Raw genomic sequence first — 24,285 nt, forward strand, 5'->3', positions numbered from 1 at the left:
CTGTAGGTTGCAACATGTCACACGCCAAGTCCATCTTCTTCACACCGCAGGGGGAATATAACTATAGGTTAAAAACTCCATTATTTGCTTGATCGTGCTGCTGGCCAGAAGGGGCTATTTCTCCAATTTGTTGCTCAAAAAAACCACTTTGCCTGCGTTGCTTTATTGAGGTTAAAGTTAAAGTTTCTAGCTTTTTTTGTTCCAGCAACAGATGAATAACCTGTTCGAGGCGCGAAACCATTTTATGAATATCAGTAAACTGGGTATATCCATAATGTGCCGTAACGCGAATATTGTTCGGAGGGCGGACGTCTATTTCAAACGCTCCCAAGTCACTTGCCTTTTTTAATAAAGTTTCTATTTGTTTGACCTCACTCAATTCCTTAACACGAAAAACCAACATGGCTCCTCTTTTTTTTGGATCGTCAGGGGTAATCCACTCAATTTTATCGCCTAAATGGTGTTGTATTAAAGCGTGCATATAACGAGTTAGGCATTCAGATTTGGCGTTTAATTTATTCCAACCCACCTGACTCATTGTTTTGATATAGGTTTTTACTGGTGCAAGGGCAACAGGTGAGGGATTGCTGCATCTGAAAGCCCAGGCCCCTTTTTGCATCATGATCTTAGAGTCGTAACCATCAATTAAGTCAAAAACTTTGTCGGAAGCTGCTGCTTTCCATCCTTGGATGGGGGGATATTTTTCCAAGTCTGTATTCTTATTAACATAAATGCCAAAGCCACTGCCTGCTGAGCCACAAAGATGCTTATAACCACAACCCACCGCGTAAGTGACGGGTAATTCGCGAAGATTTAAAGTTCTATTTCCTACTGTATGTGCTAAATCCAAGCCAACAATAATATGGTATTGCTCTATCGTATCCTTTAATTCGGTTAAAATATGTTTGATATCAAGACGCTGCCCCGTACTAAATACTATATCCGATAAGTGTAGTATTTGGATTTGTGCGGCATGATTTTTTACAAAATGAATAACGGCCTCTTCGCTATAGAGTCCTTTTTCATCAGGAAGGATTTTTAGGGTCAGGGATGTGGAACTGGGAACCTGTTTCGGATCAGCAAACACCCCATAATTCTTAGCCGTTTGTATCCCTCGTTTTAAGACCGATTCAATGACTGCTTGATCGGAAAAAAATTCTTTTCCCAAGTGACAAAACCCCGTTTTTCCTGATTGCCAATCAACTAATGTGGGTCGGTAAAAAGTATCCACCAATCGACCCAGATTAGAGGATAAGCCTTCCTGGGTATAGAGAAATTCGCAAGGCTCAGAAAAGCCTAAAATTTCCTGCATTGCATTGATTGCATCCTCATCAATATCACAATCAAACCAATTACCTCCATGTTCGCGAGTTCCGGGAAAATGTCCTTCATGTAACTGAGTTGCTTGCAACTTATTAATGCGCTCAATTTCTTTCACAGCGGGTTTGAATACAGGTCCCAAAGAATGGCCCGCAAAAGGTGTCAAATCCTCAAACTCAAATAATTCATGCACACTGTTTAAAGGGTCAATAGAATCTAAATAAGCTGCATATTCTAGAGAAAAACCACCCGGTTTTTCTGAAATTAAGCGGATAAATTCATCCGGGTTAGATACCATAGCCTCAATTAGTTCTTTCATCATTCCCTCGAAAATCAATGTGTAAATCTCTATATTAAGCTTTTCTTTGATCTGATTCCATGATTCATGTAAAAGACTTTTTCAAGAAAAAATCAAGGTGAACTAGGGGCTTAAGGACATTCTTAACACTCCTTTATCAAACTAGGAACATCATAAAAAAAGGCTCATCAATACGATAAATAGCCTCGAATAAACAAATGATGAGTTAATAACATGGATTAAAAAAGACCATTATGTTACAATATAACACATTGTTTATTTTTATATACCGTGTTGAGTGTTTAGACCATGGCTAATCCCATTCACTACCTTAATCCCACTTTACCTGAAAATATTCCTGTTGTTGTCGCACTGATGAATTCAGTCCATGGAGCTAATCCAGGGTTATTAGAAGCTTATAACGTCTATTCTTTACCCACAACAACTGGCGAAGCATTACGTTATGTGCTCACCTTACCCATTCTTCAATTCATTGCCGATCCATCATTACGCTCTGATGCACCACCAAGACGTCTGGATGTTTTTGAACCGAGTTCTGACGATAAGGGCTGTTTTGGCAATGTTTTTCCGGTGATCAAATCCATCATTCCACAAGGAGACGGCGGTTATTTTGATGAATCAGGCGCGTATGTAATAAAGCAGATGCAAGCTCATCAAAATCGATTAAGTGATAAACCGAACAAACCCAATATGTATGTTCGCGTGGCGAACAGAGAACAATATCTAGGAAGCCAGCATCCAACCTTAGGAATACACTACAGCTTAGTCAAAACGGAACCATGTTCTTACTTGCATATGAATCGTGCTCCTGGACGCACTCTTGATTTTTATATCGATCAACTTTCTGGTGAGGAGTTTCTAAGTCTTGCTTGTACGTTAATCGAAGAAGTTCCCAAACAAATTCATCGAATAGTTTCTTCCGGCAAACACGAAGGCCGAACGATGATTCATTGTGATCTAAAACCAGACAACATCATGGCTCAACTCAATAAAAATGGAGAGAGTGGGTATAGTGACTGGACGGTCACGGTGATTGATATGGGGTTAGCCAAAACAATTAAAAAAGATGAGCCATACTCTACCTTACGGAACCATGGTAATCGAATGGCATGGGATAGAAACATGTTTCTTGCGAGTTTGAATGGAACGCATAAGAGCTATGATATTCAAAGTGATTTATATGCATTATTTGTTTGCATCAGTGAGCTAGCTGGCGCGCCAAGTCGAGATGGAACAGAAATAACTGAGGAATCAACCGAAGAATCGATTGAAAAGTTGACCGCAGAAGAGCATAAAAAAATGGCGCTTGAGAGAGGTCTTGAAATGACTCAAGACCCTGATTTTGTAGGCATCTTTGGTAATATGGGCTTCGATCCTAAAATATCTGAGCAGTTAACAGCGACACTCAGAAGCACACTCCATCCTGATAAAATGCAACGAATGAAACCGGAACAAGCCTTAACCGTTTTTCAAGAGGCTTTAAATACAGTTCGAGAAAATGCAGAAGAAACCCACTTTGCCACACCAGCCAAAAAGAGAAAAACGGATCAAATAACTGCTGAAGACTTAAAACAATGTATCGAGCGACCACTTGAAGAGATAGCCAAGCAAAAAGAACAAGCCGTAGAGGAATATAATAGACAGCCAAGAAAAATAACTCTAAAAAAATGGCTCAATCAGTTTAATGAATTACGTTCTGCCGCAAGCCCCGAAGAATACGAACGATTCAAAAAGATGCTTCCTAAGGTCACAAAAGATATTAAAAGCCCATTTATTTTCGATCTGTTACGTTTTAATTTATATGAAGAATACGATGCTGATGCCTGCATTCGTCTGATCTTACGCCATGAGCAACTTACTGCTCCTTTAAGAAAAGATTATCCAACCTTACCTGTTCTTTGGCAAAAACGCTTCCAAATGCTGGCTCGAGTAATTCCACTCCAATTGACGCAGAGACAGGCTTTAGCTTGTACCCAAATAGGGCTTTTGAAACAAAATATTACTGCGTTATTAGCTTTGGAGAGCAAAGAGTCTGATCCTGAAATAATCAAAGTAATGCGTCAGGAATTAGAAAAGCAATTGCAGTTGGTTCCTACAGTTTGGTACCAACAATTACCCCAATTTGTGGAACTTTTTAATCATCAATATGACTGTATCACTCAGTCCAACGCATTGGCCAATCAATTGATTCCGCATTGCTCTTGGAAAAAGGATTTTCAACAGCAATTTATCGATTGGACTCATGAGATCTTTAATCATGCCATACAAGGAAAATTTCCTGAAATTCAGGGTTATTTTTCCCATTACCACTCCATGATTGCGCTACTCGATAGGTGTTCGCAGGATAGAGAAACTTTAACGGGTCTATTTAATGCGCTTCCTGATTTATCACAGTCAATTTTAGGTGAGGAGTCAATTGATATTGCAATTCGACAACTTAAATTAAGTGATACCCAAACGGTTATTAATCTGACTCAAAAATTAGCATTACTTTTTTTAATACATGATGTGTTTTATCAATTAATCGATAGGGATAAAAAAGAATATGATTTGATTATGCAGACGAATAGTGCCCAATTGATGGCAATTATCCACCAACTTAATCAACAAGATCCGCCAAAAGGGGAGTTGGTAAACCAATTAGGAAATATATCCAATTCTTTAAAAGCGCTCAATCAATTGCGTCTTTTCATGGATAAGTGTTCTACATACCCGAACATTCAGAAGGCCATCGAAACGTTATTAAAACATAACTTTAAAATCGAAGCACTTGCAAACATTGTGAACGATAATTATATAAAAATCAGTGACGCGAAACGACTTGATAGAGGTTTAGATATCGTTTTCTCAGAAGAAGCAAATCGATTATTGCAAGAATTCTCAACACGAAATGAGAAGCTTTTTGCCGAAATGACTCGGTATTTTGCCATGCCTGGGAGATACTTTCCTCCTGAGCCTAAAATTCATGCTGAGGAGCGTTTGACTCACCTGTTATTCCAGCCAAAGTCAAAAGAGGCAAAGGACTCCGATGAAATAACTGCTCTTGAAAGAACTCCTCCACAATTATCTCATGAGTAAATGTCCGATCCGGTATGAGGTAAATTTCCCTCGGCCCCTTTCTCAGGGGCTGTTGAAAAATTGTATGTCATTCTTGCACAAGAATGACATACATTCAGCTTGGCAATAAGGTGGAGAGGGTCTATTTTCCTTAACCTGAATGAGCTTTGACCCAATTCTAAGGGATTAACGTCAATAATAGGATGCAATGTTCAAGTAGTTTGTCAATAAAATGGACTAAAAACGATCATTGTGTTATAATGTAACACATTATTTGTTTTTATATACCGTATTGAGTGAAATAAACCATGGCTAATCCTATCCATTACCTTAATCCCACTTTACCTGAAAATATTCCTGTTGTTGTGGCATTGATGAATTCAGTCCATGGGGCTAATCCAGGGTTATTAGAAGCTTATAACGTCTATTCTTTACCCACAACAACTGGAGAAGCATCACGTTATGTGCTCACTCTCCCAGTTCTTCAATTCGTTGCCGAACCACTAGTACGCTCTGATGCCCCATCACGACGTTTAGATGTTTTTGAACCGAGCTCTGAAGATAGAGGCAGTTTCGGCAATGTTTTTCCAGTGATCAAGTCCATCGTTCCTCAAGAAGACGGCGGTTATTTTGATGAATCAGGCTCCTATGTAATAAAACAGATGCATGCGGATCAAAGAGAGCTGAGTGATAAACCGAATAAACCGAACTGGTATGTTCGCGTGGCGAATAGAGAACAATATCTAGGAAGTCAGCATCCAACTCTAGGAATACACTACAGCCTGGTCAAAACGGAACAATTTTCTTACTTGCATATGAATCGCGCTCCTGGACGTACTCTTGATTTTTATAGGGATCAACTCTCTGGCGAGGAATTTTTAAGTCTTGCTTGTACGTTAATCGAAGAGGTTCCCAAACAAATTCATCGAACGGTGACTGCCGGAAAACACAAGGGCCGAACGATAATTCATTGTGATCTAAAAACAGAAAACATTATGGCTCAACTCAATAAAGAGGAAGAGAATGGGCATAGTGCATGGACGGTCACGGTGATTGACATGGGCTTAGCCAAAACAATTAAAAAAGATGAGCCATACTCTACCTTACAAAGTTATGGCAATCGAATGGCCTGGGATACTGATATGTGGCTTGCTAATCGAGATGGAAAGCCTATGAACTATGATATCCAAAGTGACTTATATGCATTATTTGTCTGTATCGCTGAGTTAGCAGGTGCCCCCAAGCGAGAAAGTATCAATGCACTTGAAGAGACAAAAAATCCCGATTTTACAGGTATCTTCAGTGAGATGGATTTTGATCCAAGACTAGAGCAACAATTAGTGGATGCACTCAGAAGTGCACTTCATCCGGATAAAACACAAAGAATGAAACCGGAACACCTTTTAACTGTTTTTCAAGAGGCTTTAAACGCAGTTCGAGAAGATACAGATGAAACCGTTCTTGCAACCCCAGCTAAAAAGAAAAAGACACAACAGATCACTGCGGCAGACTTAAAAGAATGGATAGAGCAACCCCTTGATGATCTCGTTAGGCAAAAGGAACAAGCAACAGAAGAAGAAAATAGACAATCAAGAAAAGCAACATTGAAGATATGGCTGAATCAGTTTAATGAATTACGTTCTGCTGCAAGCGCCGAAGAATATGAACGCTTCAAAACGATGCTTCCTACCATTGTAAAAAATATTAAGAGCTCATTTATTTTCGATCTGTTGCGTTTTAATTTATATGAAGAATACGATGCTGATGCCTGTATTCGTCTGATCTTACATCATCAACAGCTCACCGCTCCTTTTAGAAAGCACTATCCTTCATTGCCTACTCTTTGGCAAAGACGCTTTCAAATGCTGGCTCAGGTAACTCCGCTGCAATTGACGCAGAGTCAGGCTTTAGCATGTACCCAAATAGGGCTTTTGAAACAAAATATTACTGCGTTATTAGCGATGGAAAGCAAAGACTCTGATCCTGAAATAATCAAAGTAATGCGTCAGGAATTAGAAAAACAATTGCAGATGGAACCTAAAGTTTGGTACGCACAATTACCGCAATTTGTGCAATTGTTTAATAAACAATATTTCTGCATTACTCAGTTCAATGCATTGGCGAAACAATTGGCTCCACATTACTCTTGGCACAATTCGCTCCAACAGCAATTTGTCAATTGGGCTAATGAGGTCTTTAATGATGCCATAGAAGGGAAGTTTCCTGAAAATCAGGAGGAGTATTTTGCCCATTATTCCACTATGATTGAGTTACTCAATCGATACATGAGGGATAGGAAGACTTTAGCTGGTCTATTTAATGTGCTTCCTGCATTATCGCAGTCACGTTTAGGTAAGCAAGCAATTGATACCACAATTCGACAATTGCAGTTGAGTGATCCTCAAACAGTGAGTCATTTGACTCAAAAATTAGCATTACTTTTTTTAATACATGACGTACTTTGTCAATTAATGGATCCGGATAAGAAGGAATATCCTGTGATTCTTCAGGCAATTAAAAATCAATTGAATACACTGATTTTGCAGCTTGTAAATCAACAGGATCTACAACTAGAGGAGTTGAACATACAATTAACTCATGTTGCAGATTCTATAGAAGCACTTGATCAATTGCGTCTTTTCATGGAGAAATGTTCTGCACATCCGAACATTCAAAAAGCCATCGATATTTTATTGAAGAATAATTGCAAAATTGAGGCGCTTGCACATATTGTGAACGATAATTATATCGATATTATTCCCGCGAAACGGCTCGATAGAGGTTTAAATATCGTTTTATCTGAAGAGGAAAATCAATCATTAAATGAGAAACTCGTTACGGAAATAACTCGTTATTTTGCTAATCCTGGAAATTATTTACCCCCTGAACCTAAAATGTATTCTCAGGCAAACTCAAATCAACTGTTATTTCAGCCTATCTCAACGGACAGCGAGGGCGCAGATAAAATCATTATCCCTGAAATCACTTTATAATCTTAATTCATCATTTTAGGTGGCCTAATAAGATTGCTCCAAAACTCATAGTCCCAGAACAAACGTGTCATTCCTGCGTCAGCAGGAATCCACGATTGCTTTGCATCATTTTAATGAATTAAAACCAATAGGGTTGGAATACAACGTTCATCGTTTGCAGACAATTAAATTGTCAGTAAAGTCAATCTATTTACAAGAATGGAGAATAATTGTATTTTTCGTTGGATTCTTTCGATACTCGAATTGAATTGTCTTATACGTTTATGGAACAGTTGACCACAAAGCGTATCCCTTTATTTACATTCAAGAGGTTTTAATATGAAATTGTTTCGAATGATGTTACTGGGCTTTTTATTTTCCGCCTCCTTAATCACTCAAGTTTCGGCTGCTCCAGTAGAGGATCACGCTTTGGCTGCTCCGGTAGAAGATTATGATTTCCAGCAAGAGCGAATGAAACTCACTCCTGATTCGGTGATAGTTATTTCAACATTTGATAGTGAAGATCATGTTACTGCCTATACTTATGCTGGAGTACGTTTATGGAATGCTCCATTTCATGCGAAGATATTATCATGGCAAATTGCAGGTGATTACGTTTTTATTTTTTCTAAAGATCGTAAAGGAACAAAAACTTATATTACTTGTCTGAACAGACATACTGGCGCCCTTATTTGGCAAAAACCTTAAGTTTGTCGAGGCCTTTTGTGATCAATGGCTGTAGATTATCTCTACCTCCCGCGGGATCGCAAAGAGCAGTAAATAGCCACTGTCTTGAATGGTTATTTCAAGACAGTGGCTATGTCATTTCTGCTTAAATGATTAGACAGTCAATAATGTGAAAATAATATACAATTTAGGAAGGGCAGCGCAGGAAAGGATCCGGTTATGATCGTTTTGGGTGGTAGTTTTTGACTTTCAGGTAGAGTGTTCGGAGTTTTCTATCCAAATATTAAGGCTTCCTACCAAATTAAAAAATGCCAGCTAGGGTTTACCATCCCAAGAGTATGTTTTTAAATCAACTCGACCATCGGCAATGATAATGTCTTCTTTTTCCAACAGGTCTTGCTGCAGCAAATAGAGGGGGCTATCGGCAGGAAATGACAGTTTTCCTCCCGATTTCAGCACCCGTTGCCAGGGAAGGTTATGACTCTGAGTACAGGAATGAAGAAGCCATCCAACACCTCGTGCTCCTTGTGGGTGACCTGCCAGTCTGGCAATATCTCCATAAGTCACCACTTTACCTCGCGGTATTGACTTAATTAATCTAAGCACCTCTTTAGAAAACGCAGTTTGTGTGTTCATTCGGCAAAAAGTCAATTCGGCTGTTTTTCAATTATAGGACTTTTACTTCATGTCTCAATTTTCTTAAAATAACTCATAGAATTGATTCGTAGTGAAACTGTATTTTTTTATGCAAAACTCTCAAACCTTTATTTTAATTCACGGTGCATGGCATGCTTCTTGGTGCTGGAAACGTATTGCAGAGGGGCTTTCCCTAAATGGGCATAAAGTATTGACACCTGATTTGCCTGGCCATGGTCTAAAAAAGCAAGTAAGCAGCTGCATAGGCCTTGTTGATTATGTTAATGATGTGCTTCAATTAATTCAGTATCAACAAGAGCAAGTGATCCTTGTTGGGCATAGTATGGCGGGTTTCGTTATTTCAGAGCTTGCCGAAATAATTCCAAACGCGATTCGTGAACTCATTTTTGTCGCGGGCTATGTTCCACAAGACCAGAAATCGCTGTTTTCAATAGCACAAGAATCTGAATCACGGAACCTTACCCCTTTTTTAATTATTGATGAACTATTACAGGAAATTCGCCTTAAACGGTCACCTGCTTTAGCCCATGTTTTTTTCAATCGCTGCAGTAGAGACGAGATGCACCATGCGGTTTCTAAATTGCAAAATCAACCTTTAAGGCCATTTATTGAGCCAGCCCGTATTGGCAAACATTTTGCTGGTATTCCTAAACGCAGTTTGGTTTGCCGATATGACCAAGCACTACTCTTGAGTGATCAATTGCGTATGAGTAGAGAAGTAACCGATAATATTGTATATTTAGACGCCGATCATGCCGCCTATTATTCAGGTGTGAGACAGATCGTAGATGAATTATTAAAATGAGAGAGTTCCTTTTATGCAGGAAAAAATTTTAAAAGAGCACAATGTTGCTACGACCTCCCTACTCGCGAATTACTGGAAGAATCAGGCTAAATCCAAAGAAAATTGGCCAGAATTAACGCAAAAACAAGGCGTTAGAGAAAAAGATTTGTTCAAAGATCCTCTGATGCAAAGCTTCGTTAATGAACAAGTTAAAGAAGAGGCAGAGCAAAGACTCGATAAAAGAATGTGGTTGCCCCTGGCTACCAGAACCCGTTTTTTTAGGCAAACCGTAGCCGATGCTGTGAAAAACAAAGAAGTAAAGCAGGTGATTATTTTAGGTAGTGGCTTTGATACCTTACCTGTGCGCAAATTAAAATATACGCAACAATTCGGTGTGCGTTTTTTTGAAATTGATCAGCCGCAAATATTAAAATGCAAAGAGCAGATCTACGCGGAGCAATATATTAACAAAAATGCCACTTATATTGGTTTAGATTATGTTAAAGGTGATCTCATCGTAGAGTTAGGGAAACATGATATCGATTTCACCAAGCCTACTTTAATTTTATGGGAAGGTAATACGTTCTATCTCGAAAAAGAAGAAGTCGTTAGAATTTTACACGATTTATCCAGTAAGTTTAGTCATCTGGTAATTACCTTCGATTACATGCATACTTTGATGCAAACAGGGGCAAAGCAATTAGACTCATCCGCTAAAGAACAATGTTTAGAAAAAACTTTAGATGAGTTCGCCACTAAAAAATCTCCTTTTAAAACATTTTTTGAACCCAGTGAAATTGTTTCTCTTTGCACCGAACTGGGAATAAAGTGCATTGATCATAAAACAGCCGCAGAGTTAGCCAAAGAATATGCAGTGGATCAAGAGCCGTACTATACAGCTGAAACTTATTCTATGGTAACTTTTGAGCATAAGTAAGCTGTTTATCAAAACTACATATTAGGGATGAGCGTCATCCCTAATTCTTTTTAAATTCTTATTTGATTGTTTCGCCCTAGGCAATGTTTATTCATTGCTTTTTTCATTTACCTCAAAGACAATCCGTTCGAAAATTTTAATATCAAACATTGGAGGTTCGTTGTGAAAGAAGTAATTCTGAAGCAGTTACAGGAAATTCAGGAGTTAAAAAATAAAGTAGCCCAAAGAGTCTGGTCCAAAGCTCTTCCTATCCGAGAAATTGATGAAGATAAATTTGATGGAAAAGGGGAGGCGCTGACACAGAGTGGCATCAAACAACGCACGGAACTCCTGGCAGAGCGAATTATTAAAGAATATCCTGATGCTGATCCGGTCTTTATCAGTTTGATGGATGGAGCACTTCCTTTTGCCGCTCTTTTCCAAAACGAATTAAATAATCGCGGTTATAAATATTCCTATACAACGATGCAAGCGAGTAGCTATGAGAATAAAATGGCTCCTGGGGAGCTAAAAATCGGCTCCAAGCCAAAAATTCCATTAGGTGGAAGAACTGTTTTTGTAGTAGATGATGTATGTGACACGGGAAATACCTATTTAAAAATTAGGGGGCTTTTAGAAAGCTTTGGGGCAAAAAAAGTTTCTTTAATCGTTCTTGTTGATAAAGTACAAAAAAGAGTGAACGGATACAGACCTGAATATGTGGGATTTGAAGTGCCTGCTAACGCATTTATTGTTGGAATGGGTTTGGACTATTACGGCGAACTGCGCAATGAACCTGAAATTCGTGGAGTAGATCCTTCGTCTTTACCTACCCCAGAAGAACAGGAATTATTAGACTCAGAAATGTCACTGAATGAACAATTGATGAAACTCATTGCCTTGGAAAAAACAACCAAACCGGGTAGCAGTACCATGACAGTATTTGGCGGCAGCCATGATAAATTAAGTAAAGCAGATTCTCACATTCTGCCAGAATATCTTTCCACGGATTCAACACAAGTTCAGCAAAATAGTACTTCTCAGCGTATCTAAAAACCGAATTAGGTAGTTAGGAAGCTGTTTCTAAAAAATCAGTCTGATTCTGCACCGAATTGCTTCGCTCCACGACCTGTGCGTGGGGCGGAGTATAACAAGAACGCGTATAGAATGAGCTGGTAAGCCTTTATTTCCTTATATTTCAAGATGTCGCAGGTTTCAATATCCAAACCTCAATGAGTAAGCACTATTCGGAGTGGCTCAAATCCATAATTAAAGAACAAAGATTTGCATACATTTGATATAGCAATTTGATGGCCTATATTTACATTAAGTGATCATATTTTGGGAACTTGAGATGTCGCAGATTAAAATTGAAGGTTATAATTTTGCAACAGACGGTGATACCAAAAAACGAAACGGTGCTATCGGTCTTGCAAAAATCCAAGGGGTAGAGGGTAAGCCCCCAAAGATGACACCTCAGAAATATCAAGAAGATAACGTGTCTGGTGAGAGGATGCCTGGATTTAATATCATCTCTGCTCCCGAGCAAGAGTATGCGTTAAAAAAAACGACTAGAATAATGCAAGAAGTTCACGGTAACAAACAAGCAGTTGGTGCAACCTTAGCCTCACTGGTTGCATGGAAGGATCCGCAGACAAATCAACTGCATGGGGTGACCAGTAATGTTGGCGACAGCCTTGCTTTTTTTGTCATTATTGGTGCGAATGGAAAAGTACGTTACCAAAAGCAGCTTAATGAATTACATAAAAATAAGGATGGAACCAGGCGGGCAATAGGAGTTACTCATTCTATAGGAGACAGAGCCCTAGAAAAGGATGGACTGATACATGATGCCGATATCACCCGTGATGTAATTCCGTTACAAGAAGGTGACAGGGTTTTTGCAATTGCAGCAACCCGTGGGATTTCTTCAAAGAATAAACATTTTAAAACCCCAGCGTTAACGACGACTGATATTGCCCAGACTTTAAGGAAATTTATCGCAGAGAATCCTAATTGCGGTCCAGATGACATTGCAGAAGCTTTAATAAACAAAGCTTATGCAGGAGGAAAGGGGGCGGTGGGTAATTCTGCTGTGGTTGTAGCTGAAGTGGGTACAGAGCCTATTTCTCTCGTGGCTGCTGATGGACATAAAGCACCTAGGGCAGATGAGCTGGGAGAAAAAGGAGATGAGGTATCCAAAGCAATTGCAGAAAATTTTCATGCCCAACTACAGGCTCAAATAACGTTTAAGCCACAAGATTATATTAATGCCTTAAGAGAGGGAAATTATGAAGTAGCAGCAAATCTAGGGCGGTTATTGAATGATAGGTATGTACCATTAAATGGTGGAGTGGACTTAGGTGCTGACGAGGTCACACCTTTAATGGCGAGTTTACTTGCAGAAACAGACCTCACTATTGATGACATAATAAGGCTTCAGCTTGGAACCTCATCTTTTCCCTTTGGTTCAGAAGCGCAGTACTATATGACGCAAATGGTGGCTGGAGCAACAACCCTATTAAGCAATGAGGCATCGTTAAAGAAACAAGATGCCAATAAAGATCTCCCTCTAGCTGACATTCGCCAAATGGTAGCAGTTAAAATTAAAGAGGCACTTGCAGAGCCTTATGAAAAGAATGCGGCACAGGACGTAGTCGAAGCTATAACTAGTATGGAAAAGAATCAAGAAATGGAGGAGTTGATTAAAAAGAAAACGTCTCATCAACAAGTATTTACCCATGCTGTTGAGCATCTAATCAAAGAAAATGTTCCACAAATACGTGCAGCAGGAAATATACTTACTAATTACCTCGAGAAAGTAGTTGAAAATATTCAACATACTTTGGTCGAATTAGAAGACATGGAACGTTCATTAAATGAGGAGTTACCGAAGCTAAGAGAAAATTTAAAAACACTGAAAGAGCAAATTGGAACGCCTCCAGGCGAAGCGCTCTCGGCCCAAATACAAGAGATAGAAAAAACGATTCAAGATAAACTAAATGGCAAAATCGCGATGTTAAAATCAATTAGAGTAGCCAATGACCATAAGAGAATGGTAGAAGAGCAGCTTATGCTTTTGTGTTATAAAGCTGAGGAGTTTAAGGATAATACTGTTCTAGATAATTATATTCAGGACTTTTTTAAACCAATTTGTAAGGAGCGCCAAGTTTCAGTACAAGAGGTTTTATCAGGATTACCTGTTGACGAGTCTTTACAACAGGTACAGCAAAAAATCGAATCTTATTTAAACTTTTTAGATAAAAATCCCGTCGACGAACCTGAAAAAAATCCAAGGTTACTAAAAGCCTATGAAGCCCGGAAAAATGCTGCAGAAAATATGCTTCTTATTATTAAAACTGCTGGCTTAAGAGAACCGAAAGCGACACTCTTTCATTTAGAAAATCATACTAAGACTATTGAAGCGAGTCGTCCTGGCCTAATAGAGTTAGGATTAATTGACTGGGTGAAAAATTTCTTTGAAAAATACAAATCAAAGATGACAAAAGAAACCGATGCAACTTTAAAGGTGACTAAAAAAGAATTAAAAAAACTTGTATTTTCAGATAGTTTTCGGAATGTTAAAGAAAGACTTCAGCAAGCTAAGGAGGCAGATACGCGTCAAGAAGAGCCTCGTTCTGGTCCTGAATCTAATTTATAAAAATTGAAAACTTCCAATATTGGTTCAAATGGGGGAGAATGCGAGCGGAATTCTTATACTAAATGTCTTATTAGAGCTCATTGTTATCTCGATAAGACTAAATTTAGTTGTTCAGGATGCTTTTATTAGCTCCCATTGCAACAAAAGGTAAAACTAAGGACCTTTACTTGTTTTCATACCTTGTAACGCTTCTTTCAGGCTGGTTTGTTGCTCAAATCGGCGTAGTTCTTTCAGCTCATGATCATTATACATACGAAAACCAATAAAGGGGGCGCGGAGCAGTCGTAGTATCACATTCAGGATATGTTGAGGCGGCTTTACTTTTAATACATTTTTATTCACTTTTTCCACAAAATAACCGACTGCTTGCTGATATGCGTCAAGCAGGGCGTTTTTCTTTTCTATTTCAGAAACCTGGCATAGATGCTTGGGAATGTCTTTTGCTTTTTCTAATTGAACTATTAAATTTTGTACCGGCAAACATGCCTTTTGTAGTTTTGGGGGAAGTTTGGCAAGAGGTGAGCGTTTTTTAAGATATTTCTCATGGTGTTGCATTAATTCGCTTAAGCCAGCTTTCGCCATTTGACAAAAATTTTCAATGTTCAGTAGGACATCGTTTAAAGTGAGCATTGTGTCAGGTTCTGCCGGATCACCACGTAACTTCTTTTTGAGCGCAAGGGTGAGCGCACGCAATTCCTTAATGCCCTCTTCGCCTTGGGCGGCACTCGTACCAATAGTGTCGTTTGTAATTCCATAATAAAGCTTAAATCGGTCAATTTCTTCATCTGCTACCCTCCATCGCAAGTTTTTATCCAGTTGCGTGAAGGCAATCACGATGGGGGCTTTCGTATCTACTTTGCGGATCTCTCGAGCATAGTACCAAGCCTCTTTAAATGAATCCCTCTCGGAGGGATCTATGCATATGATGATAATGTCTGAATTTTTTACGGTATTAGGTATTAACCCTTGTATAAATCCACTCAATTTATACCTCAGAGCTCCAGGAATCGTGCAAATCTCATAATCAAATATATTATTAAATCTTGAAAACTCCATGCCCATCGAAGGGAAAAAATCGGGATGATATTCTTTACCTTCCAAGGCAGTACAAAGCTGTGTTTTACCAGAACCTGAGCCTCCCATAAGGGCAATTTTAATCGGTAGATTATTATTTTTCTCAATACTAAGTCGGGTCATGGCAGTAAATTAGTCGTTTATGATTGAACTAAATATAATAATTTGATTAAAAAAAAATCACAATGATTTTTATGTGTCAATCCAGCCTGAGATCAATGAACAACAAGATTCAATCATGCGATTATAAAGGGAAGACCGAGACCCTTATGGGGTCAAGTTATAAACCGAAGAAGTGGCTGAAATGACTATGGTGTTAAGGTGTAATGTACTCTGTAGCGATTGGTTCTTAATTGTATATTTTATACAATTCAATATCGTTTGATAGGTTATCTTTTATCTTATCTTATGGTACGATTACCATTTTTTTACAGCCTGAGAAAAATAATGCCATCGAGCCAATTGTCTTCATTATGTGAACTGATTGAAAATCAAAAGACTGATCATTTCGCTAAATTTTACATGTATGTCAGTTTACTAAATACTTTGACAGTAAAAAGTAAAACTTTTGTTGGCGGTTTACCAGAATATAGTGGTTTTTTTTGTACCACTAATCTGGATATTGGAGGGGACTTACCTATCCAATTTACCGAACAGCTGACCTTGTATGCACGAGAGTTTAATAATACCCAACCGCATTGGTCGAAAACACTTCAAAATTTGGTAATGACCTATGTTCGGAAAGGGAAGATTTCCGATCTAGCCCATATTATTGACAAGATGTTATACCATCTTGCTGCGATACAAGGGAAACAAAGTCATAATCAGAGCATTTACAACGGTATTTCCTTTGCAGACAAGAAGGAAGGTTTGACTCAATTTATTGAAAAGATTTCGGCATTTAATCATCAATTATTATCTACCGCTGATAGTGGTTTTAACACGGCATTGTCTGTATTCGCTGTGGTCACAGGATTCGTATTGGTTTTAGCTTCTATTGCGTCGGTTGTGCCTTTGATTATTGGTTTACCTCTCTTATTGGGTGGTGGATATGGTCTGTATCATTATTCAACTAAAGCGATAGACCAGATCGACAAACTAGCAAATCAAATAAAGCCGATACTAGACGCGGTGGATGGGCTAGGAAAGGACAATCCGCTATTTAAAGATTGTGATGCTAACCAATTCGTTTTTTTGGCGGCAGCGATCAAACCTTTACCTTATGCACTAGTAACCGCGGGGGAGCAAATAGTAATAGATGAGTCTCAACAGAAACAAGTAACCCAGTATCGTGAGGCGCTGGATTCAGCGTTTCGTCCTCTTTCCGTTTAATTTTTCTTGAGTGTAGTTCTTAACTTTCTGGGCACGCAATTTGCTGACAATCTGTTTTGTGTGCCCCAATAACCTCAGCTGGAAGCAACGAAATTTGCTTCATCCGGTACTTTAGCTCTTTGAGTTCCTCTATATTGCCCTGCTTACCTATATTTTGTTGTATGAATTAGGTATGATTACCTTGCCAATCAAAAATAAATACATGAGGCAATGATGAAAAAATTAGTTCTTATTATGGCATTATTTTCATTCAACGCGTTTGCGGCAGATGAAGTCAATCCAAATTCTTATGCAAACAATAATTGTGAGCGCATTAAAGATCCTGCAGAGAGAAAGGATTGTTTTAATATCGAAAAGAAAAATGAAGCGGAAGAAAACTTTAGAAATTTCGAAGAGAACAGCCCTGCGGCTTATGAACAAACGTTCTAAATAGAATCAGACAGTAGCCGAAATCGATAAGTTAATTTGCTAGGCAATATCTATAAAGTTTTTATTGTAAAAACTCTTGTGAATATTGCCTATTTTTTATAGATGCATCCTGATTACCTAATACATGCTAAGAATTCAAATTCCGAATTTTGCTCAAACAAATCAACAGAAATATTTCTGAAAACCCCTAACAAATGCTCTATTTATAAACTATATATACAAGTAATGATCATTGTGTATGGTGGTCATTATGTGTCAGAGTCTAGGAGTGAACTATGAAACGAATAATAATCTCGTCAACTTTGCTCATGTCTTTAAGCTTGGTTGGTTGTAATACCATGAATAATGTAAGCCAATACAGCAATTCAACCGTAGGAGCTGGCGTGGGTTACACTGCGCGTGTGGTAGGGACTGGGGTAGGTTATGTGGCTGATACAGGTGCATTTATAGGTAACGGGGTTGGAAGGGTAGTTGATACAGGGGTTGGCGTTGTAACTGGCCATCCAGCGAGTTACCATAATAAGCATGTTGTTTATCATAATGGCCATCACTATGTACTGGAAAATGGCCGCTATGTTCTTGTTCGATAATCCAACATGGCTCTTCTTTAATTCATTTAAGAAGAGCCAATCTCAATAGGACAATCCATTTGAGGATGAAAAAATAGTCTGATTTCAGTTTTGACTCTAAAAATAGTACCATCTCTTGGGGAGCACTTTTTCTATAATGGGCAGAGCATATAACTCTAAAGTAACGATTGGATGAAAAATATGTCAGAGTTAAATCAGCTCTCAGTTAAGATATTAGCAAAATTAATTCGCCGTCGTGAATTGACGGTTGCAGAGCTGGTTGAATCTTTTATTCGAAAAATAGAAAGAGTAAATCCAAAAATAAATGCTTTAGTGCAAACTGATTTTACTGCCGCCCGTCGAGCTGCTTTTGAGGCGGATCAAAAGCTCAAAGACGCTCACTTTATACCCGATGAATTATTTGGTATCCCTTTTACAGCGAAAGATTTATATGCTGTTCGAAACCATATCGTTACGTTTGGCACAAAAGGCTTAATCAATACTTTATGCCATCAGGAAACTACAGTTATATCTCGTTTAATGAGAAGGGGAAGTATTTTTTTAGGTTTGACCAATACGCCAGAATTAGGTCTCTCATTAGAAACCGATAATTTGATTTATGGACGTACAAATCATCCTCTGAACCCAAATTATTCAAGTGGCGGGAGTAGTGGAGGGGAGGCGGCGCTCATTGCAAGCCATGCCTCGCCGATGGGAATAGCTGGCGATCATGGGGGTGGGGCCAGGTATCCGGCTCATTGTTGTGGTGTATTTGCTTTACGTCCCTCATTGGGACGTTTACCGCAAACAGGATGTGTGGTGCCAAAACGTGGTTGGGTGGCTTTGACCAGTCGAATTGCTCCGATGACCCACAATATTGATGATTTAGAAATATTATTCCACGCAATTCAAGGAGGAGATGGTCTTGACCCTTATGCTGAACGACTTAAGCCATCTAAAAAAATAAAGCTTAGAAAAAATATTCGTATCGCTTATCTGGTCGATCACCATTTTTCTGATCTGGATCCGGCAATACCCAGCGCAATCGAAGGACTATGCCAACAACTTGCCCTAGATGGGATGCAGATTGACGTAATAGGAACAGCGCTTTTTGAGGAAGGAATTGCTATCGCGACACAATTGTTTCAAGCCGATGCTGGGCAAGGTTTAAATAATCTTCTCCAGGTAGTCGGCACGCAAGAAGTCTCCCATCAAGTACAAGCATGGTTGACTCAGCTGCCAGACAAGCCCATGACTCTCGATCAATATTTAAAGTTATGGACAAAGTGGGATGAATATAAAATTAAATTTTTGCAATTGTTTCAAGCTTATGATGCATTATTATGCCCTGTGTCGCCCCAGTGTGCATTACCCCATGGAAAAACACTTGAGCCCAATGCGATTTGGGCACTTATTCGTTATACAGCAAGTATTACTTTAACTGAGTGTCCTGTAGTTGTCGTTCCATGCGGCACGAATCGACAACAACTTCCTATAGGCATGCAAATCATAACCAAGCCGTGGCAAGATGAATTGGCTTTGGCACTGGCTAAAAAAATCTATGTTTCAATGGAAGCGGGATGAATTTCCATTATCTGCCTTATCTGATCGGTTCTTCCCGCGAGGAGAAGGGCGTTTTGATTATAAATCGACTCATATAGTGTGTGAGCGGTCTGTTGCCGGCAGTTCCTCTAATTTTTTTTCACTCCTAATTTCTTCGGTTATGCACTTAATAAGATTGGCTTTATCCCCTATAGGAATATCTTTATGGACTTTTATTATGCGGTGAGTTTCAGTTGTGCTGTAATTGGCATTTAATTCCTCTAACTCCTCAGAATCTACTACACTGCACCCATCTAAAAAAGTTAATAGGCGCTCATCTTTTCCGAGTGAGCCAAATTCTCGAGCCCTTGCATTCATTCCATCGAAATCTCTCATCGCTTCACCTACTGAGAATACTACCTCTAAGGACCATACTCTTTTTTTAAACCCAGGGTTACTCCATTCTTGGGCATGTACAATCTGATCTGAAGACATAAATCTCGCCAAGATTTTACCTGGTCCTTTTACTTGAATTAATTTCATTACATCTTCAGAAACTTTGTACGCCCATTTTCCATCTGCACCAAGTCCAACGATAATGGTTAACTCATTATTATTCGCTGATGTTCCTGTTATAGGTTTATATGCTTCTTCTCGAGGCGCACCTGTGGGTTGATTTTTTCGTTGAGCATGAATTTCAAACATTTCTGGATTGAGAAAGAAATGCTTATGTGGAATTGTATACATTTTAGGTAAGCCAATGACCCAAATGAAGCCTTGAGAGGGAATGAATGATATGCCAGCGGCATAGGGTTTTACTGTGTGTCTACAAGGGCTACTCGAAAAAAAGCAGCTACTTTCATTGCTTTCGGTATAGTCCACAATATCAGTGCTGGGTATTTTTTCTTTTTGTACTGAAGAAAAACCCAGAGAATCAGTAGACATCGCCTCAACAACCTCTTTAACGCCTTCAGTTCCTCTAAAAGTTAAGTCAGGAGCTGTAGGAAGGCTGTTATGTAATTGCTCAATTCCCTCATCTCTTTGAGTTGATGATAACAAGGGGTAGGTCATATCCAGCTTGCCAAATAGTGAGCTGCGCGATCCTAGAGAAGATAAAACGCCTTGATTAAAAGCAAGTTTTTTCGCTCCTTGTGCTAATCTTGAGCGCATAGTAGATGCTCCTATGATATTGACGAGCTAAAATATCCTCCATGATGGTTAGTTAGCGATCTATATGTTATATTATGATCATAGTACATAGAATTCGTTTTGTATCTTTTATAAACAAGCGATTGAGGGTTGTTTTGAAAAATTTCATGAAATGAAAAATTGTGTAGGATCTTTTATTGCTCAATAAGTGCTATTTTTATTTTTAAAGTTATGATTGCTTTTTTAGAAAAACTCAGCCTTTTTTGCTTCACCTAGTGACTTGTATCACCCTTGCACAAGGGCCGCCTCATGATATTCTACTGAAGAGAGTTCATTTATGGTGCCGCGGCCGCTTAATGACTGTACGCAATTTAGACGAAGGCTAAATCACTATCTATAAAGTATAGGGGCAATCTCTGTGTTCAATTGCTTCTAATTTTTTACTTCTAATTTCAGCTATTATGTACTCAAGTAGTGGTTCCTTGTGTCCTAAAGGAATGTCTTTATGAACTTTTAATACCCGATGAGTCTCATTTGTACAATAGTTCGCATTAAGATTATCTAATTCCTGGGAGTCGACTACACTACTAGCATCTTCTAGTGTCAGTAACCGTTCATCGCTCGTTATTAATCCGAGTTCTCGAGCTCTGAAATTCATTTTATCAAAATGCTTCGCGTTAACTCCTTCCGAAAAAACTACTTCAAGAGACCATACTCTTTTTTTGAACTCAGGATTTGTCCAGTCTTGGACATGTACAATTTCATCTGAAGACATAAATTTACCTAACAAACGACCAGGTCCCCTGACTTGAATTATTTTTGCTACATCTTCAGAAACTTTGAATGCCCAATTATCCTCTTTGCGAGCACCAATGATCACCGTGATTTCGTTATTACTCGCTGCTGTTTCCTTGATGGGATGATATTTTTCGTCTTTTTCTAATTGTTGAATTTGTCTTCTTGAATAACTATCAAACATTTCTTCATTTAAGAACAAATGCTTTTGCGGGATTGTGTACACTTTGGGCAATCCCAATACCCATATATAACCTTTACACGGGATAATTGATATTCCTGCCGCATAAGGTCTTACCGTGTATTTACAGGGAGAGGTAGAAAAGAAATATCTACTGTTATTGCTTACGAGATAATCAACCAGATCATGGCTTGGTGCTTTTTTTCTTTGCACGGAAGACATGCCCAGATAATCAGTAGTCATCGCCTCAAGAACTTCTTGAGTTCCTTCGGTTCCTCTAAAAATAAAGTTCTTATCTGATGAGAGACTGTCATGCAATTGAGCAATACCTTCATTTATTTCAGTTGGCGATAATCTTGGATAAGTTGTATCCAGCTTATGAGACAAAGGCGAAAATAGGGAGCCATGTGTTTTGTTCAGAGAGGACAATACACTTTTATTAAAAGTCGCTAGTTTTCTTAGCATAGGTTGTGCTAATCGTGATTGCATAGTAGAAATACCCAGATGATACTGAAATAAATTAAATAAAAAAGACCTGCATATGGTCTTTGTGCTTTAAAAAAGATCATACCAAATAAATTTTGATTTGTTTAATGAAAAATAAATTATTTGTGTTCACTTTGATAATTTTAAGATGAGGGTGTTTTTTAAATATTCATTAAGTGCTTAATTAGTGGTTTATTTTTGCAAAAAACATTGGATTGTCGCTTTAATTAAAGAGCGGTTAACGTTCATAAGGAGCAGATAGTGAACTGCATCCTGGTCATTCCCTTGCATGCGGAAATCCTTCACGAGACACAATGAATCGATTGACGCATGCAGCGAATAGCCTATGATGTGTTCCACCAAACCAATTAAAAGGGCGAATGGTTAGGGTGAAGGAGTCTTAGAGACTTCCTCATGTGGTGCCGGTTTCTTATCTCTTGAGGCATAGAGACTATAGGGATTACGCAAAGCCTGCGCTGCTGCCTTCACACTTGATTTGTTTGCTAAATGTCCGAGCTCAAGACCATCTAAATGTTTTTTAAAGATTTCGAAGTTTGCTTCATGTTCTTTATCGATTATTGGGAATACAATGTGTTGAAAATGTTCTGCTCGCTTTGCAATTTCATCACGATATATCTGAGCAACAATCTCAGGATTATTTCTGAAACTTCCACATCCCCATGCACCTAAGACTGCATCAGTTTTGCCTTTAAGTATCAAAGTATCGAGCTGAGCACCTATTCGACGGCTTAAATCGTGTATATATTCCTTTAAAAATTCTTTATTATTAAAGTCGATTTTTTTACCTATGAGCTCAGGAGCAGCTGATCTGATTTCATAAAAAGGGAATATTTTGTCTTTTGGAAGGAATGCGTAGCTCAATTTAGTGTCAGGAGTTAATGTTTTCTTTGATGTAAACTCCTCTTCCAGCTCCATGGGAACCAAAATTTCTGTGCCTCGAAAACAAATCTGGGGTTGATCATCCATAAAAACTTTAAAGGCCTCAGGAGTTTTTACACCGCGTCTTATGCTTAAAGATTCCAGCTCTTCAGGACTCATTTGTGCTTGAGCGTTTAAAAGCTTTCGGGTGTTCTCATCATAGAGAAAACATTTTTTTGCCTTATCATAATAAACTCCTTTGTTGAGTAATGAACGCGCACAAGTTGAACGATGCCACATATTTTCTTCTTGGGCACTTCCTCCTTCTAGAACAGCTCCTCCAGGAAATAACGAATTAGCCATATTGAGGACAGGATATATTTTTCCATGCTTTTTAGTTACCTCCAGGGTTGCGTCTCCAAAATCCTGATGCACTACCTCCACTTTTTGCGGGGGCTCTACTTTATCTTTTTCCCATAATTTTAAATTATTCGATGCATGAGATTGCAATTCTTCAAACTTCTTTTGATCTGTAATATGGTCTAAGGTTAAGCCCATACTGCGATGACGGAAGCGATCGCCAGAAAAAATACCGGCTATCAAACTCGGTTTATTGTCCAGATGTACTTCCTTTAATATAGAGTACTGAAGGTGAGGGTGGTTTTTACGTAATTCTCGTACTGCTCTCATGAATCGCTTCCTTAATTTTCTGTGTCATTCAGGCCTTGGTGGACATAAAATCCTGTAAAAATTTGACATAAATCAATCAATTTTGGTCTTTATTTTACATTGTTGTTCTATTTTTGTCATTATTGTTATCACATAGTGAGCTGTTGGGTAATAAAAAATTTTTTTTGAGAAAGCAGAAGGTAAGAAACAGTGCTAGAGCTACCACAAAATATTTTAGCTGGGGTAATCACATTACTGAATACTTATCGATTCAGTAATGTGATGATTTATTTTATCAACACCTTCGATTTTTTGAATACTTTACCATCTATAGTATCCATGATGATAGCCATGATGACGATAGTGATGATGATAACCATGGTGATGATACCTGACCGGATAATATCTATGATGATAACCATGGTGACCATGATGATAACCATGGTGACCATGATGATAACCATGGTGATATCCGTGGTGATATCCGTGGTGATGCCATCCATTATAGGCCAACGCGATCGGACTCATACTCATGAATAATCCTATTAAGAGTACACCTAATATCTTGCTCATAAAAAGCTCCTTTTAATACTCCACCTAATTAAGTTTAGCTTGGTTTGATTAAAAAAAATACTTTATGAGTTATTTTTGTTTTTGTTTGTTTGGGTAAACCTTCATTTTTTGGGGGTATTAATTTAAATCGGTCTTAGTTCAAGATGTTAAGAGAAAAAAAACCTTTTTATTTTGTTATCGCGTCAGAGATGCATGCAAAAAGCTTTTATAAAATAGGACATTGACTCATATATA

18 protein-coding genes are annotated in these 24,285 nt (G+C 38.5%); 12 read left to right on the plus strand and 6 right to left on the minus strand.

The genetic code is table 11. From position 1 onward, the window contains the following. Positions 1-61 precede the first annotated feature (61 nt). Positions 62-1,642: an aminotransferase class V-fold PLP-dependent enzyme gene (locus OQJ13_RS14430; protein ID WP_265711529.1), complete on the minus strand. Its 1,581-nt coding sequence runs from the start codon at positions 1,640-1,642 to the stop codon at positions 62-64. A 285-nt stretch (positions 1,643-1,927) separates the two neighbouring features. On the opposite strand from OQJ13_RS14430, the gene OQJ13_RS14435 reads away from it, so the two are divergent. The 3 genes from OQJ13_RS14435 (at position 1,928) to OQJ13_RS14445 (ending at position 8,376) form a co-directional block, all read left to right on the plus strand. Continuing rightward, positions 1,928-4,717 (plus strand): protein kinase domain-containing protein, encoded by a 2,790-nt coding sequence (locus OQJ13_RS14435; protein WP_265711530.1) that lies wholly within the window; start codon positions 1,928-1,930, stop codon positions 4,715-4,717. Positions 4,718-5,004: 287 nt separating this feature from the next. Continuing rightward, positions 5,005-7,689 carry a protein kinase domain-containing protein gene (locus OQJ13_RS14440; RefSeq protein WP_265711531.1) on the plus strand — a complete coding sequence of 895 codons (2,685 nt, stop codon included), beginning with the start codon at positions 5,005-5,007 and terminating at the stop codon, positions 7,687-7,689. 318 nt (positions 7,690-8,007) lie between these two features. Then, a complete protein-coding gene (locus OQJ13_RS14445; RefSeq protein WP_265711532.1) occupies positions 8,008-8,376 on the plus strand; it encodes a hypothetical protein in 369 nt (122 codons plus the stop codon). 294 nt (positions 8,377-8,670) lie between these two features. Here OQJ13_RS14445 and OQJ13_RS14450 read toward each other — a convergent pair whose 3' ends face one another. Further along, positions 8,671-8,991, minus strand: a complete 321-nt coding sequence (locus OQJ13_RS14450; RefSeq protein ID WP_265711533.1) for an MGMT family protein — start codon at positions 8,989-8,991, stop codon at positions 8,671-8,673. Between the two features lie 109 nt (positions 8,992-9,100). Between OQJ13_RS14450 and OQJ13_RS14455 the strand changes: the two genes are divergently transcribed. The 4 genes from OQJ13_RS14455 to OQJ13_RS14470 all read left to right on the plus strand — a co-directional run bounded on the left by OQJ13_RS14455 (position 9,101) and on the right by OQJ13_RS14470 (position 14,373). Further along, entirely contained in the window at positions 9,101-9,817 is a 717-nt protein-coding gene (locus OQJ13_RS14455; protein ID WP_265711534.1) for an alpha/beta hydrolase, read from the plus strand. 13 nt (positions 9,818-9,830) lie between these two features. After that, positions 9,831-10,733 carry a class I SAM-dependent methyltransferase gene (locus tag OQJ13_RS14460; RefSeq protein ID WP_265711535.1) on the plus strand — a complete coding sequence of 301 codons (903 nt, stop codon included), beginning with the start codon at positions 9,831-9,833 and terminating at the stop codon, positions 10,731-10,733. Between the two features lie 162 nt (positions 10,734-10,895). Then, complete coding sequence (locus OQJ13_RS14465) at positions 10,896-11,765, plus strand: phosphoribosyltransferase (RefSeq protein WP_265711537.1); 870 nt, start codon at positions 10,896-10,898, stop codon at positions 11,763-11,765. A 301-nt stretch (positions 11,766-12,066) separates the two neighbouring features. Then, positions 12,067-14,373, plus strand: coding sequence for a hypothetical protein (locus tag OQJ13_RS14470; RefSeq protein WP_265711538.1), 2,307 nt, complete (start codon positions 12,067-12,069; stop codon positions 14,371-14,373). Between the two features lie 153 nt (positions 14,374-14,526). Here the strand turns inward: OQJ13_RS14470 and OQJ13_RS14475 are convergent, their stop codons facing one another. After that, positions 14,527-15,570 (minus strand): GTPase domain-containing protein, encoded by a 1,044-nt coding sequence (locus OQJ13_RS14475; protein ID WP_265711539.1) that lies wholly within the window; start codon positions 15,568-15,570, stop codon positions 14,527-14,529. Positions 15,571-15,894: 324 nt separating this feature from the next. On the opposite strand from OQJ13_RS14475, the gene OQJ13_RS14480 reads away from it, so the two are divergent. The 4 genes from OQJ13_RS14480 (at position 15,895) to OQJ13_RS14495 (ending at position 19,361) form a co-directional block, all read left to right on the plus strand. Next, positions 15,895-16,779: a hypothetical protein gene (locus OQJ13_RS14480; RefSeq protein WP_265711540.1), complete on the plus strand. Its 885-nt coding sequence runs from the start codon at positions 15,895-15,897 to the stop codon at positions 16,777-16,779. Positions 16,780-16,989: 210 nt separating this feature from the next. Then, positions 16,990-17,208, plus strand: coding sequence for a hypothetical protein (locus tag OQJ13_RS14485; protein WP_265711542.1), 219 nt, complete (start codon positions 16,990-16,992; stop codon positions 17,206-17,208). Positions 17,209-17,483: 275 nt separating this feature from the next. After that, the gene (locus tag OQJ13_RS14490; RefSeq protein WP_265711543.1) at positions 17,484-17,798 is read left to right on the plus strand and encodes a hypothetical protein; all 315 of its coding nucleotides are present in this window, start codon (positions 17,484-17,486) and stop codon (positions 17,796-17,798) included. 180 nt (positions 17,799-17,978) lie between these two features. Continuing rightward, the gene (locus tag OQJ13_RS14495) at positions 17,979-19,361 is read left to right on the plus strand and encodes an amidase (RefSeq protein WP_265711544.1); all 1,383 of its coding nucleotides are present in this window, start codon (positions 17,979-17,981) and stop codon (positions 19,359-19,361) included. A 69-nt stretch (positions 19,362-19,430) separates the two neighbouring features. Here OQJ13_RS14495 and OQJ13_RS14500 read toward each other — a convergent pair whose 3' ends face one another. The 3 genes from OQJ13_RS14500 to OQJ13_RS14510 all read right to left on the minus strand — a co-directional run bounded on the left by OQJ13_RS14500 (position 19,431) and on the right by OQJ13_RS14510 (position 23,499). Beyond that, the gene (locus OQJ13_RS14500) at positions 19,431-20,489 is read right to left on the minus strand and encodes a hypothetical protein (protein ID WP_265711545.1); all 1,059 of its coding nucleotides are present in this window, start codon (positions 20,487-20,489) and stop codon (positions 19,431-19,433) included. Between the two features lie 373 nt (positions 20,490-20,862). Continuing rightward, positions 20,863-21,933, minus strand: coding sequence for a hypothetical protein (locus OQJ13_RS14505; protein ID WP_265711546.1), 1,071 nt, complete (start codon positions 21,931-21,933; stop codon positions 20,863-20,865). A gap of 381 nt (positions 21,934-22,314) precedes the next feature. Further along, positions 22,315-23,499, minus strand: a complete 1,185-nt coding sequence (locus OQJ13_RS14510; RefSeq protein ID WP_265711547.1) for a TIGR02452 family protein — start codon at positions 23,497-23,499, stop codon at positions 22,315-22,317. Between the two features lie 189 nt (positions 23,500-23,688). Here OQJ13_RS14510 and OQJ13_RS14515 point away from each other — a divergent pair, with 189 nt between their 5' ends. Further along, positions 23,689-24,018, plus strand: a complete 330-nt coding sequence (locus OQJ13_RS14515; protein ID WP_265711548.1) for a hypothetical protein — start codon at positions 23,689-23,691, stop codon at positions 24,016-24,018. The last annotated feature ends 267 nt before the right edge of the window (positions 24,019-24,285 follow it).

The sequence above is a fragment of the Legionella sp. PATHC035 genome (assembly GCF_026191115.1).
In the GTDB taxonomy this organism is placed as follows: Bacteria; Pseudomonadota; Gammaproteobacteria; order Legionellales; family Legionellaceae; genus Legionella.

What these genes read in the sequence shown, in the direction of transcription:
- OQJ13_RS14440 (WP_265711531.1), top strand. Translation starts at nt 5,005, where the DNA reads ATGGCTAATCCTATCCATTACCTTAATCCCACTTTACCTGAAAATATT.
- OQJ13_RS14450 (WP_265711533.1), bottom strand. Translation starts at nt 8,991, where the DNA reads ATGAACACACAAACTGCGTTTTCTAAAGAGGTGCTTAGATTAATTAAG.
- OQJ13_RS14485 (WP_265711542.1), top strand. Translation starts at nt 16,990, where the DNA reads ATGATGAAAAAATTAGTTCTTATTATGGCATTATTTTCATTCAACGCG.
- OQJ13_RS14500 (WP_265711545.1), bottom strand. Translation starts at nt 20,489, where the DNA reads ATGCGCTCAAGATTAGCACAAGGAGCGAAAAAACTTGCTTTTAATCAA.
- OQJ13_RS14470 (WP_265711538.1), top strand. Translation starts at nt 12,067, where the DNA reads ATGTCGCAGATTAAAATTGAAGGTTATAATTTTGCAACAGACGGTGAT.
- OQJ13_RS14460 (WP_265711535.1), top strand. Translation starts at nt 9,831, where the DNA reads ATGCAGGAAAAAATTTTAAAAGAGCACAATGTTGCTACGACCTCCCTA.
- OQJ13_RS14430 (WP_265711529.1), bottom strand. Translation starts at nt 1,642, where the DNA reads ATGATGAAAGAACTAATTGAGGCTATGGTATCTAACCCGGATGAATTT.
- OQJ13_RS14495 (WP_265711544.1), top strand. Translation starts at nt 17,979, where the DNA reads ATGTCAGAGTTAAATCAGCTCTCAGTTAAGATATTAGCAAAATTAATT.
- OQJ13_RS14445 (WP_265711532.1), top strand. Translation starts at nt 8,008, where the DNA reads ATGAAATTGTTTCGAATGATGTTACTGGGCTTTTTATTTTCCGCCTCC.
- OQJ13_RS14475 (WP_265711539.1), bottom strand. Translation starts at nt 15,570, where the DNA reads ATGACCCGACTTAGTATTGAGAAAAATAATAATCTACCGATTAAAATT.
- OQJ13_RS14505 (WP_265711546.1), bottom strand. Translation starts at nt 21,933, where the DNA reads ATGCAATCACGATTAGCACAACCTATGCTAAGAAAACTAGCGACTTTT.
- OQJ13_RS14435 (WP_265711530.1), top strand. Translation starts at nt 1,928, where the DNA reads ATGGCTAATCCCATTCACTACCTTAATCCCACTTTACCTGAAAATATT.
- OQJ13_RS14510 (WP_265711547.1), bottom strand. Translation starts at nt 23,499, where the DNA reads ATGAGAGCAGTACGAGAATTACGTAAAAACCACCCTCACCTTCAGTAC.
- OQJ13_RS14480 (WP_265711540.1), top strand. Translation starts at nt 15,895, where the DNA reads ATGCCATCGAGCCAATTGTCTTCATTATGTGAACTGATTGAAAATCAA.
- OQJ13_RS14455 (WP_265711534.1), top strand. Translation starts at nt 9,101, where the DNA reads ATGCAAAACTCTCAAACCTTTATTTTAATTCACGGTGCATGGCATGCT.
- OQJ13_RS14490 (WP_265711543.1), top strand. Translation starts at nt 17,484, where the DNA reads ATGAAACGAATAATAATCTCGTCAACTTTGCTCATGTCTTTAAGCTTG.